A 20,733-nucleotide genomic window follows, 5' to 3' on the forward strand; every position below is an offset into this window, starting at 1 on the left:
CACCCGCCAGACGCAACCAGCCGAGCCACCTATCGCCACCCCTGCGCCAGCCGGCAGCAGGTAACCACCGCTCCATCAAAGCGGGGGGAACTCACGGAACGTTGCGACAGGCGCAGTCCGGCGTCGTCCATCTTTACGATCAGGGCCACCACGCCGTATACCAGGACGGTTATGACGACGGCGACGACAGCCAGGATCGCCAGGCGGGACCAGAACGCCTCATCGATCACCTCGTTCAGGGTGATGACCATGATCTCCGCCGAGAGGATCAGGTCGGTCCGTACCGCCCCGGACACCAGTGTCGTCTCGTCCTGCACCTTCTCCTCGCCCGCGCCGTGGGCATCGTGATGGGCGATCTTGGCCCACACCTTCTCCGCGCCTTCGTAACAGAGGTAGGCGCCGCCGAGCATGAGGATCGGAGTGAGCAGCCAGGGCACGAACTGACTGAGCAGCAGCACCGCCGGCAGGATGATGAAGAACTTGTTGCGCAGCGACCCCAGGGCAATGCGCTTGATAATCGGCAACTCACGCTCGGCCGCCAGGCTCCGTACGTACTGCGGCGTGACGGCAGCATCGTCGACGACGACGCCCGCAGCCTTGGCGCCGGCCTTCGCGGCGGCCGCCCCGATGTCATCGATCGACGCGGCAGCGGCTCGGGCCAGCACCGCCACGTCATCCAGCAGGGCTACGAGTCCACCGGCCAAGGGAGGGGTCCTTCCAGGGTTGCGCAGAGTTCGAACTGGCCCATTCTCGCTCAGGTCCTTGCGCGCGGCACGCCACCGCCCGGGTCTTATATCGGGCGAGAGCTCGACCCAGTACGTGGCCGTAGAAGTACCTGCGTGTACTTCTGCCTCCAGTTCGCGGGTAAGGCCGTGTTCGGCGAGCAGTTCGGCGAGGTCTCCGGCGGCGAGTTCGTTGCCGGCGTCCAGGCGTTTGCGGTGCAGGCCGATGGCCTCCTCGATGCGACCGTGTTCGGCGAGCAACTTGGCCACACTTGCGGCAGCGCCCACCGCCGCCCCGACGGCGCTCGAAGGACCCACAATCGCCGGGTGCGACGCCAAACTGGCGCGCTACCGGGCGGCGCTCGACGCCGACGCCGACCCAGGCGTCGTTGCCGGCTGGATCGCCGAGACCCAGGCAGAACGCGAACACGCCGAACGGCACCAGCACACGCCAGCCGAAGAGAAGACCAACGCCCCTGCCCGCTACAGCGAGGAGCAGATCATCGCCGTCGTCGAGGAACTCGGAGACCTCGTGGCCGCCCTACGGAACGCACAGCCGGAACACAAACTGGAGGTCTACCGCAGCCCGTTACAAGATCATCCGTTGCTTCAGGCTCCGCCGGAGGCGGATCGCAGAGAAGAGACTCTGTGGCGGCCTGAGGTCTACGACTAACGGTCAAGCTCGGGTTGGCGCCCGCGCGTCACGACGTGCGGGCGAAGTAGCGGTCCTGCGCTACGGACTGCCCCGCAAGTGAGTGGGCAGAAACCGCTGGTTCGGCGACGGGCGACCACGCTACGGTTCGCGGGTGAGCACCCCGCTCCGCGCGACGAGGCAATCGTTCGCGGGTCGCGATCTTCGGCACCGCACCCTGGATGGGCACTCGTTCAAGTTGTGTGACTTCCGTGGCGCCGACCTTCGGGGCGCGTCTCTTCGCGGTGTCAGCTTTGCCGGCTGCGATCTGCGGGGCGCCGACCTGCGTGACACCGACCTGTCCTACGCGCGGTTCGGCTACGTCAGGACGCACGATCCGGAGTACGGACGCACGGACGTCACCGGGGCACGGTGGGACGGAGCCGACCTTCGAGGCGTCACCGCCGAGCGCGTCATTGGGTGGCCGAACGATCTCTAGATTCCGGGGTTACGTCCAGTTGATGTTGGGCCACCGAGCTGTCATCGCGTTCACCCGCCTAACCGCGCTACCCCAGCTAGCTGGCCCTGTTGCTGGACGTGCGCATCGTTGGGTGGCGTTTGACGGCCTAGAACGGATTGAGTAAGGGCTCAGCAATCTCGTGCTGGCTTGGCCGTGACGCCAGCGCGTGGACGCCATCCGCGATGGCCGTCACTACAACTCACGCCATCCTCCTGCCCGGCCAGGGTCGCCCGTCCGGACGAACTCCTCGACGACCTGCCAGGCGCCTTCGAGGTCGAGAATGAAGTCCGCGGCGAACTCGACCAGGTCGTCCAGCACCAGTACCTGCGCATTCATGCTCGCAGGTTCGTCGGCGGCCAGCAGGGATATGGCGTCCTCGCCTGTCATCAGATGGACGACCGCCGCGGACTCCGTGAACCCGAGCGTGAGCACAGGGAAAACATCGCCGGCCCGCACTTCGACGTACCCGCGCCCCTGGGTCCGCAGTCCATCGAACCGCTCGATGAGGCCAGCGATGCCCGAGCGCTCCACCGCTGCGAACGTCCCTGTCGTCGGAGACGTAGCACTCCACGAAATGTTCACCCGGCAACCCCCTCGATGATCACGACGACCCGCGCCCGTAGCTATTTCTCGTAGGGGTCCCAGTGAGCGGCGTAGTGCAGCAGCGAGCGTGCCAGCTCGGGATGGGTCGCCGCCTAGCGATTGTCGAACAGGATCCACTGGTCGAACCCGAAGAAGCCGTCGATGTATCGGGCGACCTGCGCGATGTGCGCATCCAGCCGTATCAGCGATTCGGCGAGACGCTCCGTGTGCAGCAGGTCGGTTATCTCCTGAAGAACGGCTTCATGCGCGGGGGCTCGGTCGAGACTGGCAGGTGATGGGGCGTAACCTGGCAGCTGGGCGTAGCGCTCCAATGCCCGACCCATATCGTGTTCCCCGGGAGCGACAAGCGCCCGTAGCAGCCGGACGTCGTGTGGCCATCGGTGGCTGCCGGGGCCATCGACGGCCAGGTGGGTGGCGAGGTCCGGCAGGCTCACGCCGGGAAACTGGATGGCACCGGTCAGATCCAGGTTCCGGTATAGGTCAGGCGACTGCCAGCACAGGCGGACCGAGAAGGTGCAGTCCGTGCCGGGCGGGGCGAGCCGGACGCTGCGGACGGGAACGCTGTGGCGGAAGACGGTCTCCGACCCGCCCGCGCCGGTGGGCAGCGGCCACGTGTCGTGCAGGAGGAACGCGAGCCGGTCAGGTGAGGCAGACGCCGCGTCGTCATCGACGAAGTAGTACGCGAGATCCACCTCGTCGTCATCGGTGCGAACCCTCAGGGCGTGCTCACCGAGCCGAATGAAGTCGCCCTTGTCGTCGCCCTCCACCCACAGGTACTCGGTCAGCAGCTGCCGCAGCTCGTCCACCGACTCCGGCGGCGGCAGGTTACGCTCCCCGGCCGCCTCAAAGATCGACTCCAAGCCGTACACATCGCCGCCCAGCTCACTGTCGATCCACCCCGTCGGGTCGTCGTGCTTCCAGCCGCGGCGAAACCAGTCGAGCACGTTCGCATCAGGCAGGGTGACAACGCGCTTACTGTATGGAGAATCCTCTCGCCAACGGCACACGAAGTACATGCGCTGACCCTAGGCAGCGGATCCGACAGGATCTTCCCGACCGCACCGAACGGCCGCTCCGGAACCACCACGCGATGACGCACGCTGTGGCGTCGCTTAGCCGGAGGCCGACGCACCTTGCTGGTACTCCGCCCACAACTCCTGCGCCTCGCGCGCCATCACCTGCGCACGGCGCGCCTTCTTCTTGCTGAAGCTTGGCGTGCCCCCGGGCCGTCGCGTCTGCCGCGATCCGCGACCGGACAGTTTCTCGAGCCGTGCCGCCTGATCCTCCAGCGCATACGACAAAATCTTGAGATTGGCGGCCCGGTTACCGGCGACGGCCTCGCGAGCGACCGCGATCGCTTCCTCGCCGAGCGCCAGCGCCTCGACCGTACGGCCGGCGTCGTCCAGCCACACCGCCTGCCGCCGCAGCATCTCCGCGTGTCGCGACAGGATTGCAGGCCGGTCGACCGTCGCTACCTCACGCTGCAGTTCAAGGGTCTCCTCGCCAACGGCCAGGGCCTCGTCGAGCCGGCCGGACCTGGCCAGGCCGTTAGCCAGGTTCAACAGCGACAGCGCCAGGTCCCGCAGGTGTCCGGCCCGGTTGTCCGCAACGAGTTCCCGACGCAACTGCACTGCCTCTGTCGTAAGGGCGAGGCTGGCCTGTCGATCCTCGGTGACGGCTCCCTGATTGCCCACCGCCTCGGCCAGCCTCGACAGGTATACCGCCCGGTCGACAGCGGCCAGAGCGCGATACAGCTTCACCGCCTCATCGGTCGCGGCCGCGGCCTCCGCCCGCCGGTCCATCTCGCTGAGCCGCCCGCCGTACGTGTCCAGACACGAGGCGAGGAGCGGATGATGCACCTCGGGCTGGGCTGCGACAAGTTCACGACTCAGTTCGACCGCCTCCGCGGCCGCCGCCAGAGCCTCCGCCGTCCGTCGTACTCCCGCCAGACAAACCGCCTGGTTCTTCAGAGCAGTCGCCAGGTAGCCGAGACGCCGCGGCTGGCTGCCCGTCATCGACTCACGGAAGTGCGCGACCGTCTCGGCGCCGACGTCGACCGCTTCCTCCCACCGCCCTGCCTCGAACAGCCGGTTCGCGTGCAGGCTCAAGACCCTGCCCAGGGCGTCGTGCATTTGCGAGCCGACCGGTTGATCCACAGCCAGCCTGCGCAGCAACTGCAGGGCACGGTCGCTGACCTGCAGCGCCTCGGCGTGCTGGCCGGTCGCCGCCAACGCCATCGCGTAGGGCTCAAGCAGGCGCGACAGCAGGACGTCAGGACATACGTCCATCAACGCCAACGCCTCACGGCCAGCAGTCAGCGCCTCCGGCGTTCGGCCACAACTCATAAGTCGCCTGGCGAGCGCGTCCAGGGCCTCCGCGAGCTGCTCCTCGTGACGGCGGTCGATGGCGTAAAGCTCCCGGGCCAGCCGGACCGCCTCCTCCGCACACTCCAGCGCCTCCGTCGGCCGGCCAGCGTCCGACAAGTAATAGGACAGGTTGCTGCATGCCAGGACGAGAGTGGGCAGAACCGTGCCACGGTCCCGTGCTGTCAAGCCAGACAACATCTCCACAGCCCGGCGGCCCGTCTCGACCGCATCGTCGAAACGACCAGCGCGCGACAGCTCCACCGCCTCATCGACCACCGCCCCGACCTGGCGCAGCGAAGCGTCAACCCGCGTCCCCCGCCGCAGCCATCTACGCCAACCCGTCGACTTCACTAGGGCGAATATAGGCCCAAATGATCAGCCCGTCGGCCCCCGTATGCCGAGCCGCAGACACTTCGGGCACGCCGAAGAGGTCACCGAGCAAGTGCCCTAGCCAGCAGGTATCCGGTGGGATTCGAGTCTCAGCGCGGACTACCACCCTTCCGCCATCTACGAGTTGACGACTCTCCGCGCGGAACAGCCGCCCCGATCCGCGGCCGGGGGGCGCCAGTCGGGTTCCACCAGCCCACCTAGTGCTCTGACCACAAACGTTGGCCGGGTTGGTCATGCGGCTCGGGTGGCGCGTTGGCCCCAGCGGCGTTGTCGTTCGCTGCGGATTTCGGCACGGTGGCGGCGTTGGGCGGTCAGGACATCGGGGTGGCGTGCGTTGGCGTTGCGCCAGCGCAGGTAGGCGTGCAGGTTGCGGGCCAGGACGGTGTGGTTGGGGTGATCCGAGCCCGCAATGACGAAGGTTCGTAGCGGCCCGAAGTGCGCCTCGATGGGGTTGGCACAGGAGGCGTAGGTCGGGGTGAAGCACATCTCGACCTTGTTCCGGGCCGCCCACTGCCGGATCTTGAACCCCTTATGGGCGGACAGGTTGTCCAGGATGCCGTAGATCGGTGCGCCGTCCGGGCGAGCGGCCCGGATCGACTTCAACGCGGCCAGGGTGTTCGCCGCGGACTTGCGGGTGCGAATGACGCCCCACAACTGGTCGTCGCCGATGCTGTAGCAGCCGTGGGACTGCCGCACGCCGTGCAGCTTGTGGTAGTTAGCCGGCAGCCTACGCGGGCGACCTTTCGGCGCCCAGCCGACGCCGCCGTGCGGTCGGACCGCCAGCGGCCCGAACTCGTCGAAGGCGAACGTGCGGTGCGGAAACTGCTCGATCACCTGCTCGATACGGGCCAGCTTGGCCTCGCGGTCGGGGTCGGTGGACTCCTTCCACGTCTTGGTGCGCTGGAAGGTGATCTCGTGTTTGCGCAGTAGTTGCCGCAGCCGCTCCCGGCCGACGACCACCCGCCGGTCCGGGTTGTGCGCCAGGTGCTCGGCGAGCTTGCGCACGCTCCATCAGGTGAAGGGCCGCCCCAGCTTCGCGGGGCGGGTGTTGGCCGTCACGACGATGAACGCCTCGTCGTCGCTACTGATCCGGCGGGGACGGCCACCCGCCCACTGAGGGTCCAGGCTGGCCATGCCGATCTCGTTGAACCGGTGGATCACCTGCCGCACGGAGTCCTCGTCGGCCTGCACGAGCCGGGCGATGACTGGCACGCTGTTGCCTCCCGCAGAGGCAAGCACGACCATCGCCCGCCGCAGCCGCACGGCCGAGCCCGTGCCCCGGCGCACAAGCCGTTGCAGCCGCTGTCCTTCTTGATCACTTAATCGACGTACCCGAACCGGCTCTGCCACCCCGACAGCCTGACGCCGCAACCCCAGCCCGACCGCCACCCAGGCCCGGCGTGTCACCAACACCGCGAACGTTTGTGGTCCGAGCACTAGCCGCGCCGAGGGCCCGTTCTGATAAGCGCGAGCGAGATCACGATCATGACGAGGCCGAGGCCAGCCAGGACAGTCGGCGCCTGCAGGAGCAGATCCTCCGTCGCGTACCCGTCGGGCGTGGCAGCCCGGGTCGGATCCGTCCTGTCGACGCGTACGTCGAGTAACTCCCCGACGCGGAACTCACTCTCGTCGAGTTCGCTGGAGAACCGCTCCCGATACCGCACGCCGTCGAACGTGTAGTCCACAGTCAGCCTCGTGGCGGAGAACGAACGCGTGATCCTGAACCGTTCGACGTGGACCACTTGGCCTGTCGTCTCGGCGCCGACGCGAACCCGCTCGTCGATCGCCTCGTTCAGCCGAACGGTGAGCAGCATCCCCACGCCGATCAGAAGGGTGCCGAGGACAACCGCGAGGACCAGCTTCAACTCTCGCCAGCCGAACGGGCTCTCCACCACCGGCCCTCCTCGCGTCTCGTCCGGCGGCCTGGCTAACTCCAGGGCGGCAGTGGTGCGACCGGGCGGACCGCGGTGAACTGATCGTGCTCATACCGGGTGGCGGCGAGCAGCAGCAGCCATTCGTCGCAGCCCTGCCACGGGTAGAGGTCGGCGGCACCGCCGCGTACGGCCCTGGGCCCGTCACCGGTGCGTGGGCGGGCATCCGCCGGGGCGCCCACAAAACCGGGAATCCACACGTCGGCGCAAATCTCGGCTGCCGAGCCCATCGCGGCCAGCCCGAACGCGTTCTCAGCGGCGGCTGTCCGCCGCTCATCGCCGAAGTCGTCGAGCAGATGGCCCTCGCCGGGTTTCTCGTCGCCGCGGAAGGTCAAGGTGGTGGTGCCGGCTCGGGCTGCGTACTCCCATTCGGCCTCGCTGGGCAGCCGGAATGGCAGCGCGTCGAGCAGCTCGTCCAGGTCGTTCTCGGGCCGGGCCGTGCCGGAGTCCGCGTTGGCGTAGTCGTCCTCGTACTCGGGCAACCAGTGCTGGACCTGCGCGACCGTCAGCGGGTGCCGAGCAATCAGAATGGTTCGACCCGCACCTCACGTACCGGCTGGGCGTCCAAGGCACCGGCGAAGAACGACTCAAGGGTGTCTTCGGCTCCCCCGCTGCGCTCGATCGCACGCACCGCCGCCAGTTCCGCCTCGGACAGACCCATGCGAAAGGTCCCGCCCGGCACTGCCCGAAAGACCACGCCGGACGGGATATGCCGCCAGGCCGGCCGCCCGGCCACGATCTCTTCGGTCCACACGACGCCGAACGCTAGCAGTCCGGCATCACCAACCGCGCCGCCTGGTACGAGTACGAGCGCTCGGTCGGCACGGGGTCACGCTCCGGCGGTGACGGTCACCAGGCCGATGGTTACCGGAACGGTCGTCTCCCTCGCTGGGCACGGTCTTGCTGTTGGGTTCACGATTGCCCTGGCCACCGCCGCTGGTGGCGGCCGAATTCGGACTTGGATGCCGGTGGGAGGTTCGCGGCGCTCTTCTTCGGCGTACTCACGTACGGCATTGCCCAGCTGGTGTTGCTGGGCAGCTGCTTCGCGCTGTCCGGACGGCTCGACCGTGGGTCATCGTCTGGCCTCGTAGCTGGCTGGATATTGGGACTGGCCACGAGCCTGTACTACCTGTGCGGCGGGTTCGGCACCTAACGAATGCCCGGCCACCTGCACGCCATCACGCATACGGTAGGCGCGACCGAACGTTGCGCCCGGTCGGCGGCAGAAGATCAAAGGGATCCCTCCGCACAGTCAGATCCCGAGGCGTTCGATCAGCATCTCGATGTTGGGCGCAACCTCGATCCAGTCCGCCGCTGTGCTGAGGTAGATCACCGACGGTGCGGCCGACGAAGGTCTGTAGTCCAACGCAAACGGCCGGTCAGGTCCGAGGTCACCGATCAGGAGAGACCGGTCGGGATCCACGTCGCCGGGCGGGCTCTGCCGGTCCGGTTGACCGAGGTAGAACCCGCGATAGTCCTCAGGGATGTCATCGAGCCAGCGCCTGTTGGCCGTCATCCGACTCAAGGGAAGGAACTGCGGCGCTACGGCGTCATCACCGAAGACTTCCCGGTACGTCGACGACGAGCGGTCTGGAGCTACCCACCGCCCCTGCTGCAGCACCCGGAGCAGCGCAGACGGGACCGGCAAGCTGTCAATGATCATGTAACTATCGTCGGTGCTCCGAGCAGTCCCCCACAAGACATCGACGCACACCACCAGCGGCATGAGCGGGGGGAAAAGCCGGCGAGCACAACTGCAGAGAGATTCAGGTGAATGCCAGCGGATGCCGAGCCAGCAGGGCCGCAGCGGCGATGTAGGTGAGTTAGCGCATGGTGCCTCCCGTGGACGGCTTCGCGGTCAGGCGACGCGGCGGATGCGGCGGATGGCGAGGTAGAGCAGCAGGGCGGCGACGGCGACGAAGATGCCGGTCTCGATGCCCTGGAACAGCCAGTACCGTGTTCCGGGCTGGTAGAGCTGCCAGTTGTAGGCGCCCGAGGTGATGCCGAGGTCGGCGCCGCACGCGAGGTACTGGGACCGGCGGTCGCGGTCCCTATCACGCAGGCCGGTGCCCGGGTTGACGCTGGACGCGCGGTGCCAAGTCCTCGGCTCTGACGCGGTTGCCGCCTCGCTTTGCACCTGGTCCCGCAGCTCCCAGACCGCTCCCAGGGGATGCCGGGCATGGTCCACTGTTCCGGCGCGTAACACGGGGGGTGCGGTGGAATGCCTGGTACGACGCTTCTGCCCTGGCAGGCGGGTCTCTGGGTGGCGGGTTGCCTCGAGCGTCTCGCACCGTACGTGCACGCGTGCGGCACGCCGCGAGCGGCCGCGTTCTATCGAGACAGCGTCGACGCGTTCTGGACGGGGCACGGCGAGCTCGCCGCGCCCGACGCGGACCGGATCGCGGCGGTAGGCGCGAAGCTCAGAGCCCTGTGCGAGGAGTACAGCGCCGAGGCGCAGATCTTCGGGTTCATAGTCAGAGCGGCCGAGGCTACTCGACAGCCCACAGCCGAACCCATGGAGCAGCTTGTCACGTGGACGGTGGACCTCTGGGCGGAGCTGGGGTCCGACGACGACTCGGGAGACCGGGAGGCGCAGGCGCAGCGGGACACCCTGGCGATGACGCAGCAGCCTCCCGCGCAGGCGGCAGCTCAGATCCGGATCGTTTCCGCCCGGCTCGGCGCCGAATGGGCAGCCCGACTTGCCAACCACGGCCTGCTGAACGCCGACCCTAAGCGACCGGAGATCGTGATACCCCCGCACGATCTGACCTACCAGGTCGGTGACGTGGTGGCGGTGTCATGCCCGTGGACCCCAACGGTGACCACACGCGCCGGCAAGTACTACGCGGCGGTGCGCTGGCCGTGGGCCGTGCTCGATCCCGACTCGGCGTACGAGCCGAACGGCAGCGTCGCCTTCCCCGTCGACGAATCTACCGAGCCGTGGTGGCCGTACCAGCTGCGCCCGCCCGCGGCCGAACTCGACGAGGGCGACCGGTGCGCGGTTGGCGTACCGCCGACCCGGTGCTACGTGGTGCGGTCCAACCGATACGACCCGCCGATGGACGACGGCTTCCTGCCGAGACTGACAGCGAGCATCGCGCTGCTGCCGGTCGGCAGCGGATACGCCGACGCGGCAGACGTGTGGCTGGAGCGTGCCGAGCCATTCGAGATGAAGCTGCTGCACCGCCCATACGGTGCGCTTCGCTCCGGTGACACCGTCGATGACGCGGACGGTCGCCTGCTGCAGTTCGTACCGCCGTTCCTGTTCTACGCCGACGGTGCTCGAGTGCGGCCGTCGTGGCCACTAGCTTTGGTGACCCGCGACGGGGTCACGCCACCCTCGGACGCGGTCGACGCCGTCGCCACCGCGACCGCCGTCGGCGGTCATGCCGACGAAATCGCGCGCTGGCTTACCTACAGCGAGGCTCCATACACAGCCACGATCGCCGAAGAACTCTTCGACGAAACCTGAGCCGTCCACGACAGCGAGCGACCGACGCCGCGCTGGTCGACGTGCACCCGACGCCCGCCTCCGGTCATCGGTTCAACGGTTCAACGGTCGGACGTCCGGGCGTTGACCGAGATCAGGTGCACTCATCTGCCGTGGGTAGCTCGGTGCCGCCCGAGGTCATTTGGCGCCGGATTCAATTGGTGGGCCCGGCGGGTCGGCGTTTGCAGTTTCCCCTTTGAGGTGGGCCGTTCGGTAGCGGCCTCAGTCAGCCAGCGGTGATCGTAGTTCAGGTGGTCCCAGCGGGACCGCAGCCACTGACGCTTGGTCGCGGTAGCAGTTCGCCAAAGGTATCGCAGCCCGTCGGCGAGTTGATCGCGTCGCTGCGGCGCGAGAAGCCCTGGAAGCTGGTGACAGAGGTCGGCGATCATATTGGCGCGCTCACGACGTCGATCGAGTGCGTCCGCCGAATGGGCATCCAGCAGTGGCGCAGTGAGGAACCGGATCTCCAGGAAGCCCAGATGGAGTAGGTCCGCCGTCGCCGCCTCCATCGCAGCCTGGGTCGGCTGATCCGACTCCATGACAACCTCCTCTGACGAGGCGAACAGGATGCCTCACGCCGTCCGCTTCTGCCGCGATTCGCGCGGTCATGCCGGTTGCAGTTGACGATCCCGCCCCCCCTGGGGAGCGGGGCGCTGTCCGGCCCGCCACGTCACCGGACCTCGAACGTCGCCAGCCTCGCCCGCGGGTCCGCCGCGCTGGTCCGCCACCAGGGCACCGAGCAGCACCTCGACACCTGGATCAACCGCGCCCCACGCCGGATGCCCCGAATCCGCGGCTTCGCCGCCGGCCTGGATCACCGCAACACCCCCCGACAGCTCTCGGCGCCTGCTTCGCCGGCGAAACCGGATGGCGACGCGTGGCGGTGCCCGCGCATCATGACCGGGTGGACGCCCGGCGAGCGATCGCTCTGATCGATGACCTTCGGTCATTCGTCGATGGCCGCCGCGCGGAGGTGGCCCGTACGAGCGCTGCCGGAGTCGAGCTTCTTACCCGCTACGGGGATGGTCGGCTGGACGAGCTGTGGCTGGACCACGACCTGGGCGGCGACGACACCATCTGGCCGGTGATAGAGGTCCTGGAACAGGCCGCCTTCTACGACCGCCCCTTCAACATCGGTGTGGTCGTCGTCCATTCCGCCAACCCGGGCGGTGCCGCAAGAATCGCGCTTGTCCTGAGGCGCTGGGGTTACCGGGTCCGCGTCGCGTCGGGTTGCTCAGACGTCGGCTACGACAAAGGCCCTCCGGCGAGCTGATCGATCCGGCCACGCCGTCACGTATAGCAGGCTGCGACCCACCGGCTGTCGCCCGGTAGATGTCGAGGCGATACCCACTGGGTAGGCTCCGAGATCGGCGCGGTGGTTGACGGTGGCGCTGAGAGACAGGGCCGCCGTCAGCAGGGATGAAGGGCGGGCCCCGGGCGGCTTGTTCTCAGGGTTGGCTCGACGGGACCGGAGCGGATGCAACTGTGAAAGGCAACCAGCGGACTGGCGATGCGAGCGCTGCCGCATCCACGCTGGACCTGAAGCCGCTTCAGAGTCGGCAGAGCCTACGCGAGGACGTAGCGCACGCCCTGCGCGCGGCTATCGTGGCTGGCAGCTTGAGGCCGGATTCGACCTACTCCGTCCCGATGCTGGCCGGACGCTTCGGCGTCTCGCCCACGCCGGTTCGCGAAGCGATCCTCGACCTGGCCAAGGAGGGCTTGGTCTCGATCGTCAAGAACAAGGGGTTCCGCGTCAAGGCCCTCAGTGAGCGGGATCTGGACGAGATCACTCAGATTCGGGAGCTTCTCGAGATTCCGGTGGTGGCCGACCAGACGGGCAGACTGTCGGAACCGCAGGTGCGGGAACTGCGGAGGTTGGCGGACAACATCGTTTCTGCTGCCGGACGTGGGGACCTGGTGGCGTACATCGAATCGGACAACGCCTTCCACCTGACACTGTTGCATGCCGCCGGGAATCAACGGCTGGTCGAGACGGTTGCCGACCTGCGCAATCACACCCGTTTGTACGGTCTCGACGCGCTGGTGGAGAGTGGAGGTCTGGTCGACTCCGCGAACGAGCATCTCGAGTTGATCGAGCTCATCGCCGGGGGTGACCGTGAGGCCGTGGTCGGCCTGATGCGGCACCACTTGCGGCACGTCCGAGGTATCTGGGCGGCCCGTCGTGAAGACTAGGACCAACGTGTTCTGTTGACACGTCCGGCCGGTCGGCTCCCGCTACGCCGCCACCGTGGCTCCTTGGAGTCAGCACCGGCACACCGAATGTGCTCGCCGGCAGCAGCTCCGGGCCCCGCTATCGCATACGGTCACGCCCTCAGCCGTTCATCGACTGCTTCGAACGGCGCCGAGCCGGGGCGATTGCACCTCTTGACGGGGCGGGCGCAGCCACTATGGTGCTATGTAACATATTACTGATGGAGGCCGCATGGAAATGGCGCCGTGGCGTGGGGTTCTCGTAGCGACCGCTCTTCCGTTCCACGCCGACCAGGGCATCGATTTCGGCGCTTACGCTGCACATGTCGGATGGCTCGCTGACAACGGCTGTCATGGCGTTGTCCCCAACGGTTCCCTCGGTGAATACCAGGCGCTCAGCAGCGAGGAACGGGCTTCGGTGGTGCGAACGGCGGTGCAAGCCGCCCCTGATGGGTTCGCCGTCGTACCAGGCGTCTCGGCCTATGGTGCCGACGAGGCACGGCGCTGGACCGAGCAGGCTGCGGAGGAAGGCTGCCCGGCCGTCATGTTGCTGCCACCGACGACGTACCGCGCTGACGAGGCAGCAGTGCTGGCCCACTACCGTGAGGTGGCGAAGGCAGGTCTACCGATCGTCGCCTACAACAATCCGATGGACACGAGGGTGGACCTGACACCCGACCTGCTGCGGCGTCTACACGACGAGGGTTTGATCGTCGCGGTCAAGGAGTTCAGCGGTGACGCCCGCCGGGCGTACCAGATCGCCGAGACGGCGCCTGGTCTCGACATCCTCGCCGGCGCGGACGACGTCGCGCTCGAATTCCTGATCGCGGGCGCGGTGGGCTGGATTGGCGGCTACCAGAACGCCATTCCGGCGAGCTGCGTTCGTCTTTACGAGGCCGCGACGGCGGGTGATCTCAGGACGGCCGTCCTCCTCTACCGGGCACTGCATCCGCTGCTCCGTTGGGATTCGCGCACTGAGTTCGTTCAGGCGATCAAGCTTTCCATGGATGTCGCAGGTCGTCCCGGTGGCTTCACGCGCCAGCCGCGCCAGCCGCTGGCCCCCACCGACGCCGCGGTCATCCGTACCACGACCGAACGGGTGCTCGCGGCAGGGCACCGCTGATGCGCAGTAGCCGCGTCATTCACGTCGTCGACTCCCACACCGAGGGAATGCCCACCCGGGTGGTGACCGGAGGCGCGCCGCTCCTGCCGGGCGACACCATGGCGCAACGTCGGGAGTACCTGACGAACCACCGGGATGACCTGCGCACGTTTCTGATGTACGAGCCGCGCGGGCACTCCGCCATGTCGGGTGCGATCCTCCAGCCGCCCACCCGCCCGGACGCCGATGTCGGTGTGGTCTTCATCGAGGTGTCGGGGTGCCTGCCGATGTGCGGACACGGTGCGATCGGTGTGGCCACCGTACTGGCGGAGACCGGGATGGTGCCGGTCACCGAGCCGGTGACCACGATCCGCCTCGATACGCCGGCCGGACTGGTGGTGGCGTCTGTCAAGGTCGAGCAGGGCCGCGCCACCGCTGTCACCATCCAGAACGTTCCCTCCTTCCTGGTGGAACAGGACGCCTTGGTCGAGGTCCCCGGCTACGGCCACGTCCGTTACGACCTCGCGTTCGGCGGCAACTTCTATGCGATCGTCGACCTGCCGGAGTTGGGCCTGCGACTGGACCGCATGGACAAACAACGGCTGCTGGAGGTGGGGCTCAGCGTGATGAGAGGCGTGAACGACACCGCCCGGCCCGTGCACCCCGAGCAGCCGCACATCTCCGGATGCCACCATGTCTACCTGGCTGCGGAAGGGGCGACCGCCCGGTTGTCACGCCACGCCATGGCCATCCATCCCGGCTGGTTCGACCGATCCCCTTGCGGGACCGGCACGTCGGCGAGGATGGCGCAGCTGCACGCCCGCGGGTTGCTCCCCCTCGGACAGGAATTCGTCAACGAGTCCATCATCGGCAGCCGGTTTTCCGGTCGGCTGGTCGATACGACCACCGTCGCCGGTCGGCCCGCGGTGGTGCCGACAGTCACCGGGCGGGCGTGGCTTACCGGTACCGCCCAGTTCTTCCTCGACCCCGAGGACCCTTTCCCGGCGGGATTCATGTTGTGAGTCTCATTCAGAGCCGTTCCCCTCAGAAGCCGGACGATGTCGTCGCGGAGCGTGTCCCGGTCACTCCTGATGGTGTGCGGAAGCTCGCTGATTCGGTCCGTGTCGCGCAGGACGCCTGGCGCCGTCGGGATCCCTCCGGCCGCGCCGCTGCCCTGAGTGAGGCGGCGGACCGGCTGCGGGCTCGGGCCGGTGAAGCGGCTGCTCTGATCGTCCGTGAGGTGGGCAAGCCGGTCGTGGAAGCGAACGCCGAGGTCAGCCGGGCCGCTGCGATCCTCGACTACTACGCCCAGTCCTGCTTCGCGGCGATCGGCGACCTGCTGGCGCCGACGCTGCCGGCGAATCAGCCGGGACTGCTGTTCACCGAACGTCGGCCGCGGGGCGTGGCTGGTCTGATCACGCCGTGGAACTTTCCACTGGCCATCCCGCTGTGGAAGGCTGCACCGGCCCTCGCCACTGGTAACGGAGTGCTGCTCAAGCCGTCGCCCGAGGCGCTGGCTTGCGGCGAGTTGGTGGCGGGCCTGTTCGACGGGCTGCTGCCCGACGATCTGCTCCATGTGGTGCCGGGAGGTGCGGACACCGGACAGGCCGTCGTCGAAGCGGCTGACGTCGTGTCCTTCACCGGCTCCGCGACGGTCGGCAGGGGTGTCGCCGTCGCCGCCGTTCGCGCCGGGCTACCGGTTCAGGCGGAGATGGGCGGACAGAACGCAGCGGTCGTGCTGCCGGACGCCGACCCTGCCACCACTGCCACGATGCTGGCAGGTGCCGCCATGGCATATGCGGGCCAGAAGTGCACCGCGACTCGGCGGATCATCGTGGTGGGCGATGCCACCGCGCTCACCGAAGCCCTGGTGGCCGCGGTGGCGGGGCTACGCGTCGGCGACCCGGCCGATGCCGGCGTCGCAGTCGGTCCCGTCATCACCGACGTCGCGCGCCGTCGAGTTCTGGACGGCGTCGCGGCAGCCCGCGCGGCAGGAGGCCGGGTTCTCACTCGTCTCGCGTCCCGGGCTGACGGCCTCTATGTGGCGCCGGTGCTGCTCGATTCGGTCGACCCTGGCCATCCGGTCGCGTGCGAGGAGACGTTCGGCCCGCTGGCCAGCATCTTCACCGTGTCGGACCCGGCCGCCGCGGCCGCTCTGGTCAACCACGTTCGGTACGGGCTGGTGACGTCCGTCCACGGCCGCGACATCGGCCGGTTGTTCGAGGTGGTCCGGGCCATCGACACCGGTCTCATCCGGGTCAACACGCCCACTACCGGAGTCGATTTCCACGCGCCGTTCGGCGGTGAGAAGGCGTCCAGCCAGGGCCCTCGAGAACAGGGCACAGCCGCACTGGACTTCTACACCTCGTTGCGCACCATCACCCTCTGTACTCCCCCACCCAGCCCCGCCGAGGAGGCCGCATGAAACGGGTCGACCTGCACACCGGTAGTCATGATCTGCCGGTCAGCCCCGCGTTGGAGGAGTTCATGCTCTCCGGGTGGGCTGACAGCGAGCGGCACGTCACACAGGTCGACGAGGTCGCCGGCTGGGCGGCGGTACGCCGGAGACAGCTGCACTGCCGTTTCTCCGGGGAACGGCTCGTCGTCCCGGCCGGAAGCTTCAAGAGGCGTTCCAACGACCAGCACTATCGGTTCCGCCCGCATTCTGCCTATGTCTGGCTGACCGGCGACCAGTCCTCAGACGGGGTCCTGGTCATCGAGCCGGACGGTGAGGAGATGCTCTTTCTTCGCCCCCGATCCGACCGGAGCACGCCCGAGTTCTTCCGTGACCGGATGTATGGGGAACTGTGGGCCGGACGCCGGCCCACCTTGGGAGAGAGCCGTCGGCGGCTGGCTGTGACGACCCGTCATCTGGCCGAGCTGGAGTCGGTCCTGTCCGGGCGGGGCGTTCCGACCCGCGTGCTGCGTGGAGTCGACGTGCACGTGGATGGGCTGACGGCCGACGCCGCGGGGCCGGGCGACCTGGAATTCGCCGCGGTGCTGGATGAGATGCGGCTGGTCAAGGACGACTGGGAGATCGGCCAGCTGGAAGAGGCGGTGGCCATCACCACCCGCGGTTTCGAGGACATGGTGCGTGCCTTGCCGATGGCGAAGCGTACGTCCGAGCGTTACCTGGAGGGGGTGTTCTGGCAGCGAGCCCGCCTGGAGGGCAACGACGTCGGATACCACTCGATCGTGGCCGCCGGTGCGCACGCCGCCACCTTGCACTGGATCGACAACGACGGCGCGGTCCGCGACGGGGACCTGCTGCTGCTCGACGCCGGTGCCGAGACGAGGTCGCTCTACACGGCAGACATCACTCGTGTTCTACCGGTGTCCGGCCGGTTCAGTCCGCTGCAACGCGATCTGTACGAGTTGTGCCTAAAGGCGAACGACGCAGCTCTGGACTGCCTCAAGCCGGGCGCCGACTGGCGTGCGTTCCATCAGGCGGCGATGACCGTGCTGGCGTACGGCCTCGCCGACCTGGGCGTGCTGCCCGTGTCGCCGGAACGCGCCTTGACCGAGGAGTCCGGGCTCTACCGGCGGTGGACGCTGTGTGGATCAGGCCACATGCTCGGTCTGGACGTCCACGACTGTGCGGCTGCCCGCGCTGACAGCTACCTGCACGGACGGCTGGCTGCCGGCCAGGTGCTCACTGTCGAGCCCGGCCTCTACTTCCAGCCTGACGACGAGTTGGTTCCGGCTGAGCTGCGCGGAATCGGGATTCGGATCGAGGAGGACGTTCTTGTCACCGACAACGGCTGTCGAGTCCTCTCCTCCGGGCTACCTCGACGTCCCGACGAGATTGAGGCGTGGATGCACCGGGTGTCGTCGTGATCGACGCCGGCGCGGACGTGGTGGTGATAGGCGCCGGGATGACCGGTGCCGCCTGCGCCTACTACGCCGCACGGGCCGGCCTGACGGTGACAGTGGTGGACCGGGCCGGCGTCGCGTCCGGCACCACCGGGGCCGGCGAAGGCAACATCCTCCTCTCCGACAAATCACCCGGCCCGGAACTCAGCCTGGCGCTTCATTCCGTCGCGCTGTGGCGCGAACTGGGCGAGACCATGGGCGATGCGCAGATCGAACTGGAACGGAAGGGCGGCCTGGTGGTGGCGGCCTCGGCGACAGAGCACGACACACTGGCGGCGTTCGCGGACCGCCAGCGTGCTGCGGGCGTCGAGGCGCACGCCGTCGCCTCGCATGAGTTGCCCAGCTACGAGCCGCACCTGTCCCCCCATCTCGTCGGTGCGGTGCACTATCCCCAGGACATGCAGGTCCAGCCCATGCTCGCCGCCGCACACCTGCTCCGTGCGGCCCGGGCAACGGTACTGACCGGCACCTGCGTTGTCGGCCTGCTCCGGGACGGCACCGGGGGGATTCGAGCTGTGCGGACTGATCATGGCCTGCTGTCAACGACCAGGGTGGTGAACGCCGCCGGCGTATGGGCTGGCAGAGTCGCCGCGTTGGCGGGCGTCGAGCTGCCGATCCTGCCTCGACGTGGCTTCGTCCTGGTCACCCAGCCGCTGCCGGAGCTCGTGCGGCACAAGGTCTACGCCGCCGGTTACGTTGCGAACGTCGAGCGCAGCACCGCTGGGCTGGAGATCTCCCCGGTGGTGGAGGGGACTCGCGCCGGCACGATCCTGATCGGGTCCAGCCGGGAGCATGTCGGCTTCGATCCGGCCATGTCTCTGCCGGCGCTGAGAGGGCTCGCAGCGGCTGCGATACGCCTGTTCCCGATCCTGGGCGGCGTCTCCGCGATTCGCGCCTACCGGGGTTTCCGGCCGTACAGTCCGGACCATCTGCCGATCATCGGCGCGGACAAGGACGTGCCGGGGCTCTTTCATGCCACCGGCCACGAGGGCGCCGGTATCGGCCTCGCCCCGGCGACCGGGCACGCCATCGCCGCACTGCTGACCGACCGCCGCCCGCACGTGGATCTACGACCGTTCGCACCGGAGCGTCACCATGTTCACCTTTGACGGCCGCTCGATCCCTCACGAGGGGCGGCAGAGCGTAGCCGCGGCCCTTCTCGCCGCCGGGATCCGATCCTGGCGGAGCACACGGGTCGAAGGGCGACCCCGGGGGGTCTTCTGCGGCATCGGCGTGTGCTTCGACTGTCTCGTCACGGTCAACGGTGTGCCGTCGCAGCGGGCCTGTCTGGTGGTCGCCCGCAGCGGTGACGTGGTCGAACCTCAGGACGAGCGGCGGGAGGGAACATGAGCACGTACGACCTGATGGTGATCGGTGCAGGACCGGCCGGTCTGGGCGCGGCGGTCACGGCGGCCGATGCCGGCTGCCGGGTGGCCGTTCTGGATGCCGGGTCGCGTCCCGGCGGACAGTACTGGCGGCACCGATCCGGTGCGGACGCCCGCAGCCACACGGACTGGGCGGTGTTCGCCGGTCTGCGCGCACGGTTCGACCAGCTCGATCACCATCCGGACGCGGCAGTGTGGTTCGTCGAGTCTCGCCCGGACGACGTCGGTCCGCAGTTCGCCGTCCACACGCACTCCACGGTCGTGTACGGCCGGCGACTCGTCATCGCCACCGGAGCGCATGACCGGGTTGTCCCTTTTCCAGGTTGGGATCTGCCGGGGGTGGTCACCGCCGGTGGAGCTCAGGCCCTGCTGAAGGGTCAAGGGGTGGTGTTCGCGCGACGCGTCGTCGTCGGGGGTACCGGACCGTTTCTGTTGCCGGTCGCGACCGGCTTGGCCGACGCCGGCGCCACGGTGGTCGGCGTGTACGAGGCGAACGACCCGGTCCGGTACGCACGGCATGTCGGTTCGGTTCTCGGCGCAGCGAGCAAGTTGACCGAGGCAGGCCGGTACGGCTGGCGCATGCTGCGCCGTCGGGTGCCGTATCGGCGGCGTACGGCTGTGGTGGCCGCGCACGGCGACGATCAGCTCGCCGGGGTGACAGTGGCGGCGATCAGCCCGCTGGGCTCGGTGGTGCCCGGCAGCGAGAGACACGTCGGCTGCGACGGTCTCGCCGTCGGCTTCGGCTTCACCCCGCAGGTGGAGGTGGCTGTCGCCCTGGGATGCGAGACATTCATGGACCGCGACGGCAGTCTCGTGGTGAGGATCGGGCCGGATCAAGCGACCTCTGTACCGGGCGTGTACGCAGCGGGCGAGGTGACCGGCGTCGGCGGGGCGAGGCTGGCGCTCGTGGAAGGGCACCTCGCCGGGGACGCGGTCGCCCGGTCTCTCGGTCGCGCGGGGCCGCTGCGTGCGGGTGAGCGCAGCAGGTTGCTGCGGATCCGGCGTCGACTGCGTCGTTTCGCCGCCGCTCTGCATGCGGTTCATCCCGTGCCGGCCTTCTGGCCCGATCTGTGTGACGACCAGACTCTCGTCTGTCGGTGCGAGGAGGTGTCGGCAGGCGCTGTTCGGCAGGCGGTGCGTGAACTGTCCGCGGGCGATGCCCGGGGCACGAAGCTGTTGACCCGCGCCGGCATGGGCTGGTGCCAGGGGCGAATATGTGGTTACGCCACAGCATGCCTCACCGCCCGAGAAGCGGCCCGGCCGGTGAGTTCGGTGGATGTTCAGGGACATGCGTCTCGTACGCTGATGCAGCCGATCACGCTTGCCGACCTCGCCGGCGACGACTGATCTCGCGCACGACGAATCACGGCCGGCGCGGAGGTGCCCTCAGCATTCGATGACGTTGACGGCGAGGCCGCCCCGCGCGGTCTCCTTGTACTTGACCTTCATGTCCGCGCCGGTCTCCCGCATGGTCTTGATGACCTTGTCCAGCGACACGTGGTGCACCCC

At 68.2% G+C, this 20,733-nt stretch carries 23 protein-coding genes and 1 pseudogene; 12 read left to right on the forward strand and 12 right to left on the reverse strand.

Annotation, left to right across the window (positions count from 1 at the left end; translation table 11 throughout):
• Window positions 1-29: 29 nt before the first annotated feature.
• Window positions 30-992: a DUF808 family protein gene (locus tag FB454_RS35665; protein ID WP_486485499.1), complete on the reverse strand. Its 963-nt coding sequence runs from the start codon at window positions 990-992 to the stop codon at window positions 30-32.
• On the opposite strand from FB454_RS35665, the gene FB454_RS33985 reads away from it, so the two are divergent.
• Both FB454_RS33985 and FB454_RS33990 read left to right on the forward strand, forming a co-directional pair.
• Entirely contained in the window at window positions 985-1,395 is a 411-nt protein-coding gene (locus FB454_RS33985) for a hypothetical protein (protein ID WP_145824220.1), read from the forward strand. The genes FB454_RS35665 and FB454_RS33985 overlap by 8 nt on opposite strands.
• Window positions 1,396-1,528: 133 nt before the next feature.
• Complete coding sequence (locus FB454_RS33990) at window positions 1,529-1,852, forward strand: pentapeptide repeat-containing protein (protein ID WP_049794834.1); 324 nt, start codon at window positions 1,529-1,531, stop codon at window positions 1,850-1,852.
• 213 nt (window positions 1,853-2,065) lie between these two features.
• Here the strand turns inward: FB454_RS33990 and FB454_RS33995 are convergent, their stop codons facing one another.
• The 9 genes and pseudogenes from FB454_RS33995 to FB454_RS35680 all read right to left on the reverse strand — a co-directional run bounded on the left by FB454_RS33995 (window position 2,066) and on the right by FB454_RS35680 (window position 9,369).
• Window positions 2,066-2,404, reverse strand: coding sequence for a hypothetical protein (locus FB454_RS33995; RefSeq protein ID WP_013287181.1), 339 nt, complete (start codon window positions 2,402-2,404; stop codon window positions 2,066-2,068).
• A 164-nt stretch (window positions 2,405-2,568) separates the two neighbouring features.
• Window positions 2,569-3,492: a hypothetical protein gene (locus FB454_RS34000; RefSeq protein ID WP_486485500.1), complete on the reverse strand. Its 924-nt coding sequence runs from the start codon at window positions 3,490-3,492 to the stop codon at window positions 2,569-2,571.
• A 96-nt stretch (window positions 3,493-3,588) separates the two neighbouring features.
• Complete coding sequence (locus FB454_RS34005) at window positions 3,589-5,118, reverse strand: tetratricopeptide repeat protein (protein ID WP_013287183.1); 1,530 nt, start codon at window positions 5,116-5,118, stop codon at window positions 3,589-3,591.
• A gap of 345 nt (window positions 5,119-5,463) precedes the next feature.
• A pseudogene (locus tag FB454_RS34010) lies at window positions 5,464-6,582 on the reverse strand (IS630 family transposase).
• An 86-nt stretch (window positions 6,583-6,668) separates the two neighbouring features.
• The gene (locus FB454_RS34015) at window positions 6,669-7,124 is read right to left on the reverse strand and encodes a DUF3592 domain-containing protein (RefSeq protein ID WP_240322411.1); all 456 of its coding nucleotides are present in this window, start codon (window positions 7,122-7,124) and stop codon (window positions 6,669-6,671) included.
• Between the two features lie 35 nt (window positions 7,125-7,159).
• On the reverse strand, window positions 7,160-7,645 hold the full coding sequence (locus tag FB454_RS35670) for a formylglycine-generating enzyme family protein (protein ID WP_412535466.1): 486 nt from the start codon (window positions 7,643-7,645) through the stop codon (window positions 7,160-7,162).
• A 41-nt stretch (window positions 7,646-7,686) separates the two neighbouring features.
• Window positions 7,687-7,917 carry a hypothetical protein gene (locus tag FB454_RS35675; RefSeq protein ID WP_412535467.1) on the reverse strand — a complete coding sequence of 77 codons (231 nt, stop codon included), beginning with the start codon at window positions 7,915-7,917 and terminating at the stop codon, window positions 7,687-7,689.
• A gap of 498 nt (window positions 7,918-8,415) precedes the next feature.
• Window positions 8,416-8,826, reverse strand: a complete 411-nt coding sequence (locus tag FB454_RS34025; RefSeq protein WP_083395210.1) for an SMI1/KNR4 family protein — start codon at window positions 8,824-8,826, stop codon at window positions 8,416-8,418.
• A 195-nt stretch (window positions 8,827-9,021) separates the two neighbouring features.
• Complete coding sequence (locus FB454_RS35680) at window positions 9,022-9,369, reverse strand: hypothetical protein (protein WP_232236819.1); 348 nt, start codon at window positions 9,367-9,369, stop codon at window positions 9,022-9,024.
• 15 nt (window positions 9,370-9,384) lie between these two features.
• Here FB454_RS35680 and FB454_RS34035 point away from each other — a divergent pair, with 15 nt between their 5' ends.
• A complete protein-coding gene (locus FB454_RS34035; protein ID WP_145824221.1) occupies window positions 9,385-10,635 on the forward strand; it encodes a hypothetical protein in 1,251 nt (416 codons plus the stop codon).
• Window positions 10,636-10,757: 122 nt separating this feature from the next.
• On the opposite strand, the gene FB454_RS34040 is transcribed toward FB454_RS34035, so the two are convergent.
• Window positions 10,758-11,192, reverse strand: a complete 435-nt coding sequence (locus tag FB454_RS34040; RefSeq protein ID WP_143025306.1) for a hypothetical protein — start codon at window positions 11,190-11,192, stop codon at window positions 10,758-10,760.
• A gap of 365 nt (window positions 11,193-11,557) precedes the next feature.
• Here FB454_RS34040 and FB454_RS34050 point away from each other — a divergent pair, with 365 nt between their 5' ends.
• The 9 genes from FB454_RS34050 to FB454_RS34090 all read left to right on the forward strand — a co-directional run bounded on the left by FB454_RS34050 (window position 11,558) and on the right by FB454_RS34090 (window position 20,571).
• Window positions 11,558-11,926 (forward strand): cyclic-phosphate processing receiver domain-containing protein, encoded by a 369-nt coding sequence (locus FB454_RS34050; RefSeq protein ID WP_030275322.1) that lies wholly within the window; start codon window positions 11,558-11,560, stop codon window positions 11,924-11,926.
• Between the two features lie 212 nt (window positions 11,927-12,138).
• Window positions 12,139-12,846 carry a GntR family transcriptional regulator gene (locus tag FB454_RS34055; RefSeq protein WP_013476197.1) on the forward strand — a complete coding sequence of 236 codons (708 nt, stop codon included), beginning with the start codon at window positions 12,139-12,141 and terminating at the stop codon, window positions 12,844-12,846.
• Between the two features lie 250 nt (window positions 12,847-13,096).
• A complete protein-coding gene (locus FB454_RS34060) occupies window positions 13,097-13,987 on the forward strand; it encodes a dihydrodipicolinate synthase family protein (protein WP_013476196.1) in 891 nt (296 codons plus the stop codon).
• On the forward strand, window positions 13,987-14,988 hold the full coding sequence (locus FB454_RS34065) for a proline racemase family protein (protein WP_030275320.1): 1,002 nt from the start codon (window positions 13,987-13,989) through the stop codon (window positions 14,986-14,988). The genes FB454_RS34060 and FB454_RS34065 overlap by 1 nt, the downstream gene beginning before the upstream one ends.
• Window positions 14,985-16,391: an aldehyde dehydrogenase family protein gene (locus FB454_RS34070; protein WP_013476194.1), complete on the forward strand. Its 1,407-nt coding sequence runs from the start codon at window positions 14,985-14,987 to the stop codon at window positions 16,389-16,391. The genes FB454_RS34065 and FB454_RS34070 overlap by 4 nt, the downstream gene beginning before the upstream one ends.
• Window positions 16,388-17,803, forward strand: coding sequence for an aminopeptidase P family protein (locus tag FB454_RS34075; RefSeq protein ID WP_013476193.1), 1,416 nt, complete (start codon window positions 16,388-16,390; stop codon window positions 17,801-17,803). The genes FB454_RS34070 and FB454_RS34075 overlap by 4 nt, the downstream gene beginning before the upstream one ends.
• Complete coding sequence (locus FB454_RS34080; protein WP_145824223.1) at window positions 17,800-18,948, forward strand: NAD(P)/FAD-dependent oxidoreductase; 1,149 nt, start codon at window positions 17,800-17,802, stop codon at window positions 18,946-18,948. Before FB454_RS34075 ends, FB454_RS34080 begins: the two co-directional genes overlap by 4 nt.
• Window positions 18,935-19,189 (forward strand): (2Fe-2S)-binding protein, encoded by a 255-nt coding sequence (locus tag FB454_RS34085; RefSeq protein ID WP_145824224.1) that lies wholly within the window; start codon window positions 18,935-18,937, stop codon window positions 19,187-19,189. Before FB454_RS34080 ends, FB454_RS34085 begins: the two co-directional genes overlap by 14 nt.
• The gene (locus FB454_RS34090) at window positions 19,186-20,571 is read left to right on the forward strand and encodes an FAD/NAD(P)-dependent oxidoreductase (protein ID WP_145824225.1); all 1,386 of its coding nucleotides are present in this window, start codon (window positions 19,186-19,188) and stop codon (window positions 20,569-20,571) included. Before FB454_RS34085 ends, FB454_RS34090 begins: the two co-directional genes overlap by 4 nt.
• Window positions 20,572-20,610: 39 nt before the next feature.
• Here FB454_RS34090 and FB454_RS34095 read toward each other — a convergent pair.
• Window positions 20,611-20,733, reverse strand: a 123-nt coding sequence (locus tag FB454_RS34095) for an L-serine ammonia-lyase, iron-sulfur-dependent, subunit alpha (RefSeq protein ID WP_145824226.1), incomplete at its 5' end; no start/stop codon positions are given.

The sequence above is a fragment of the Micromonospora sp. CNZ297 genome (genome assembly GCF_007827625.1).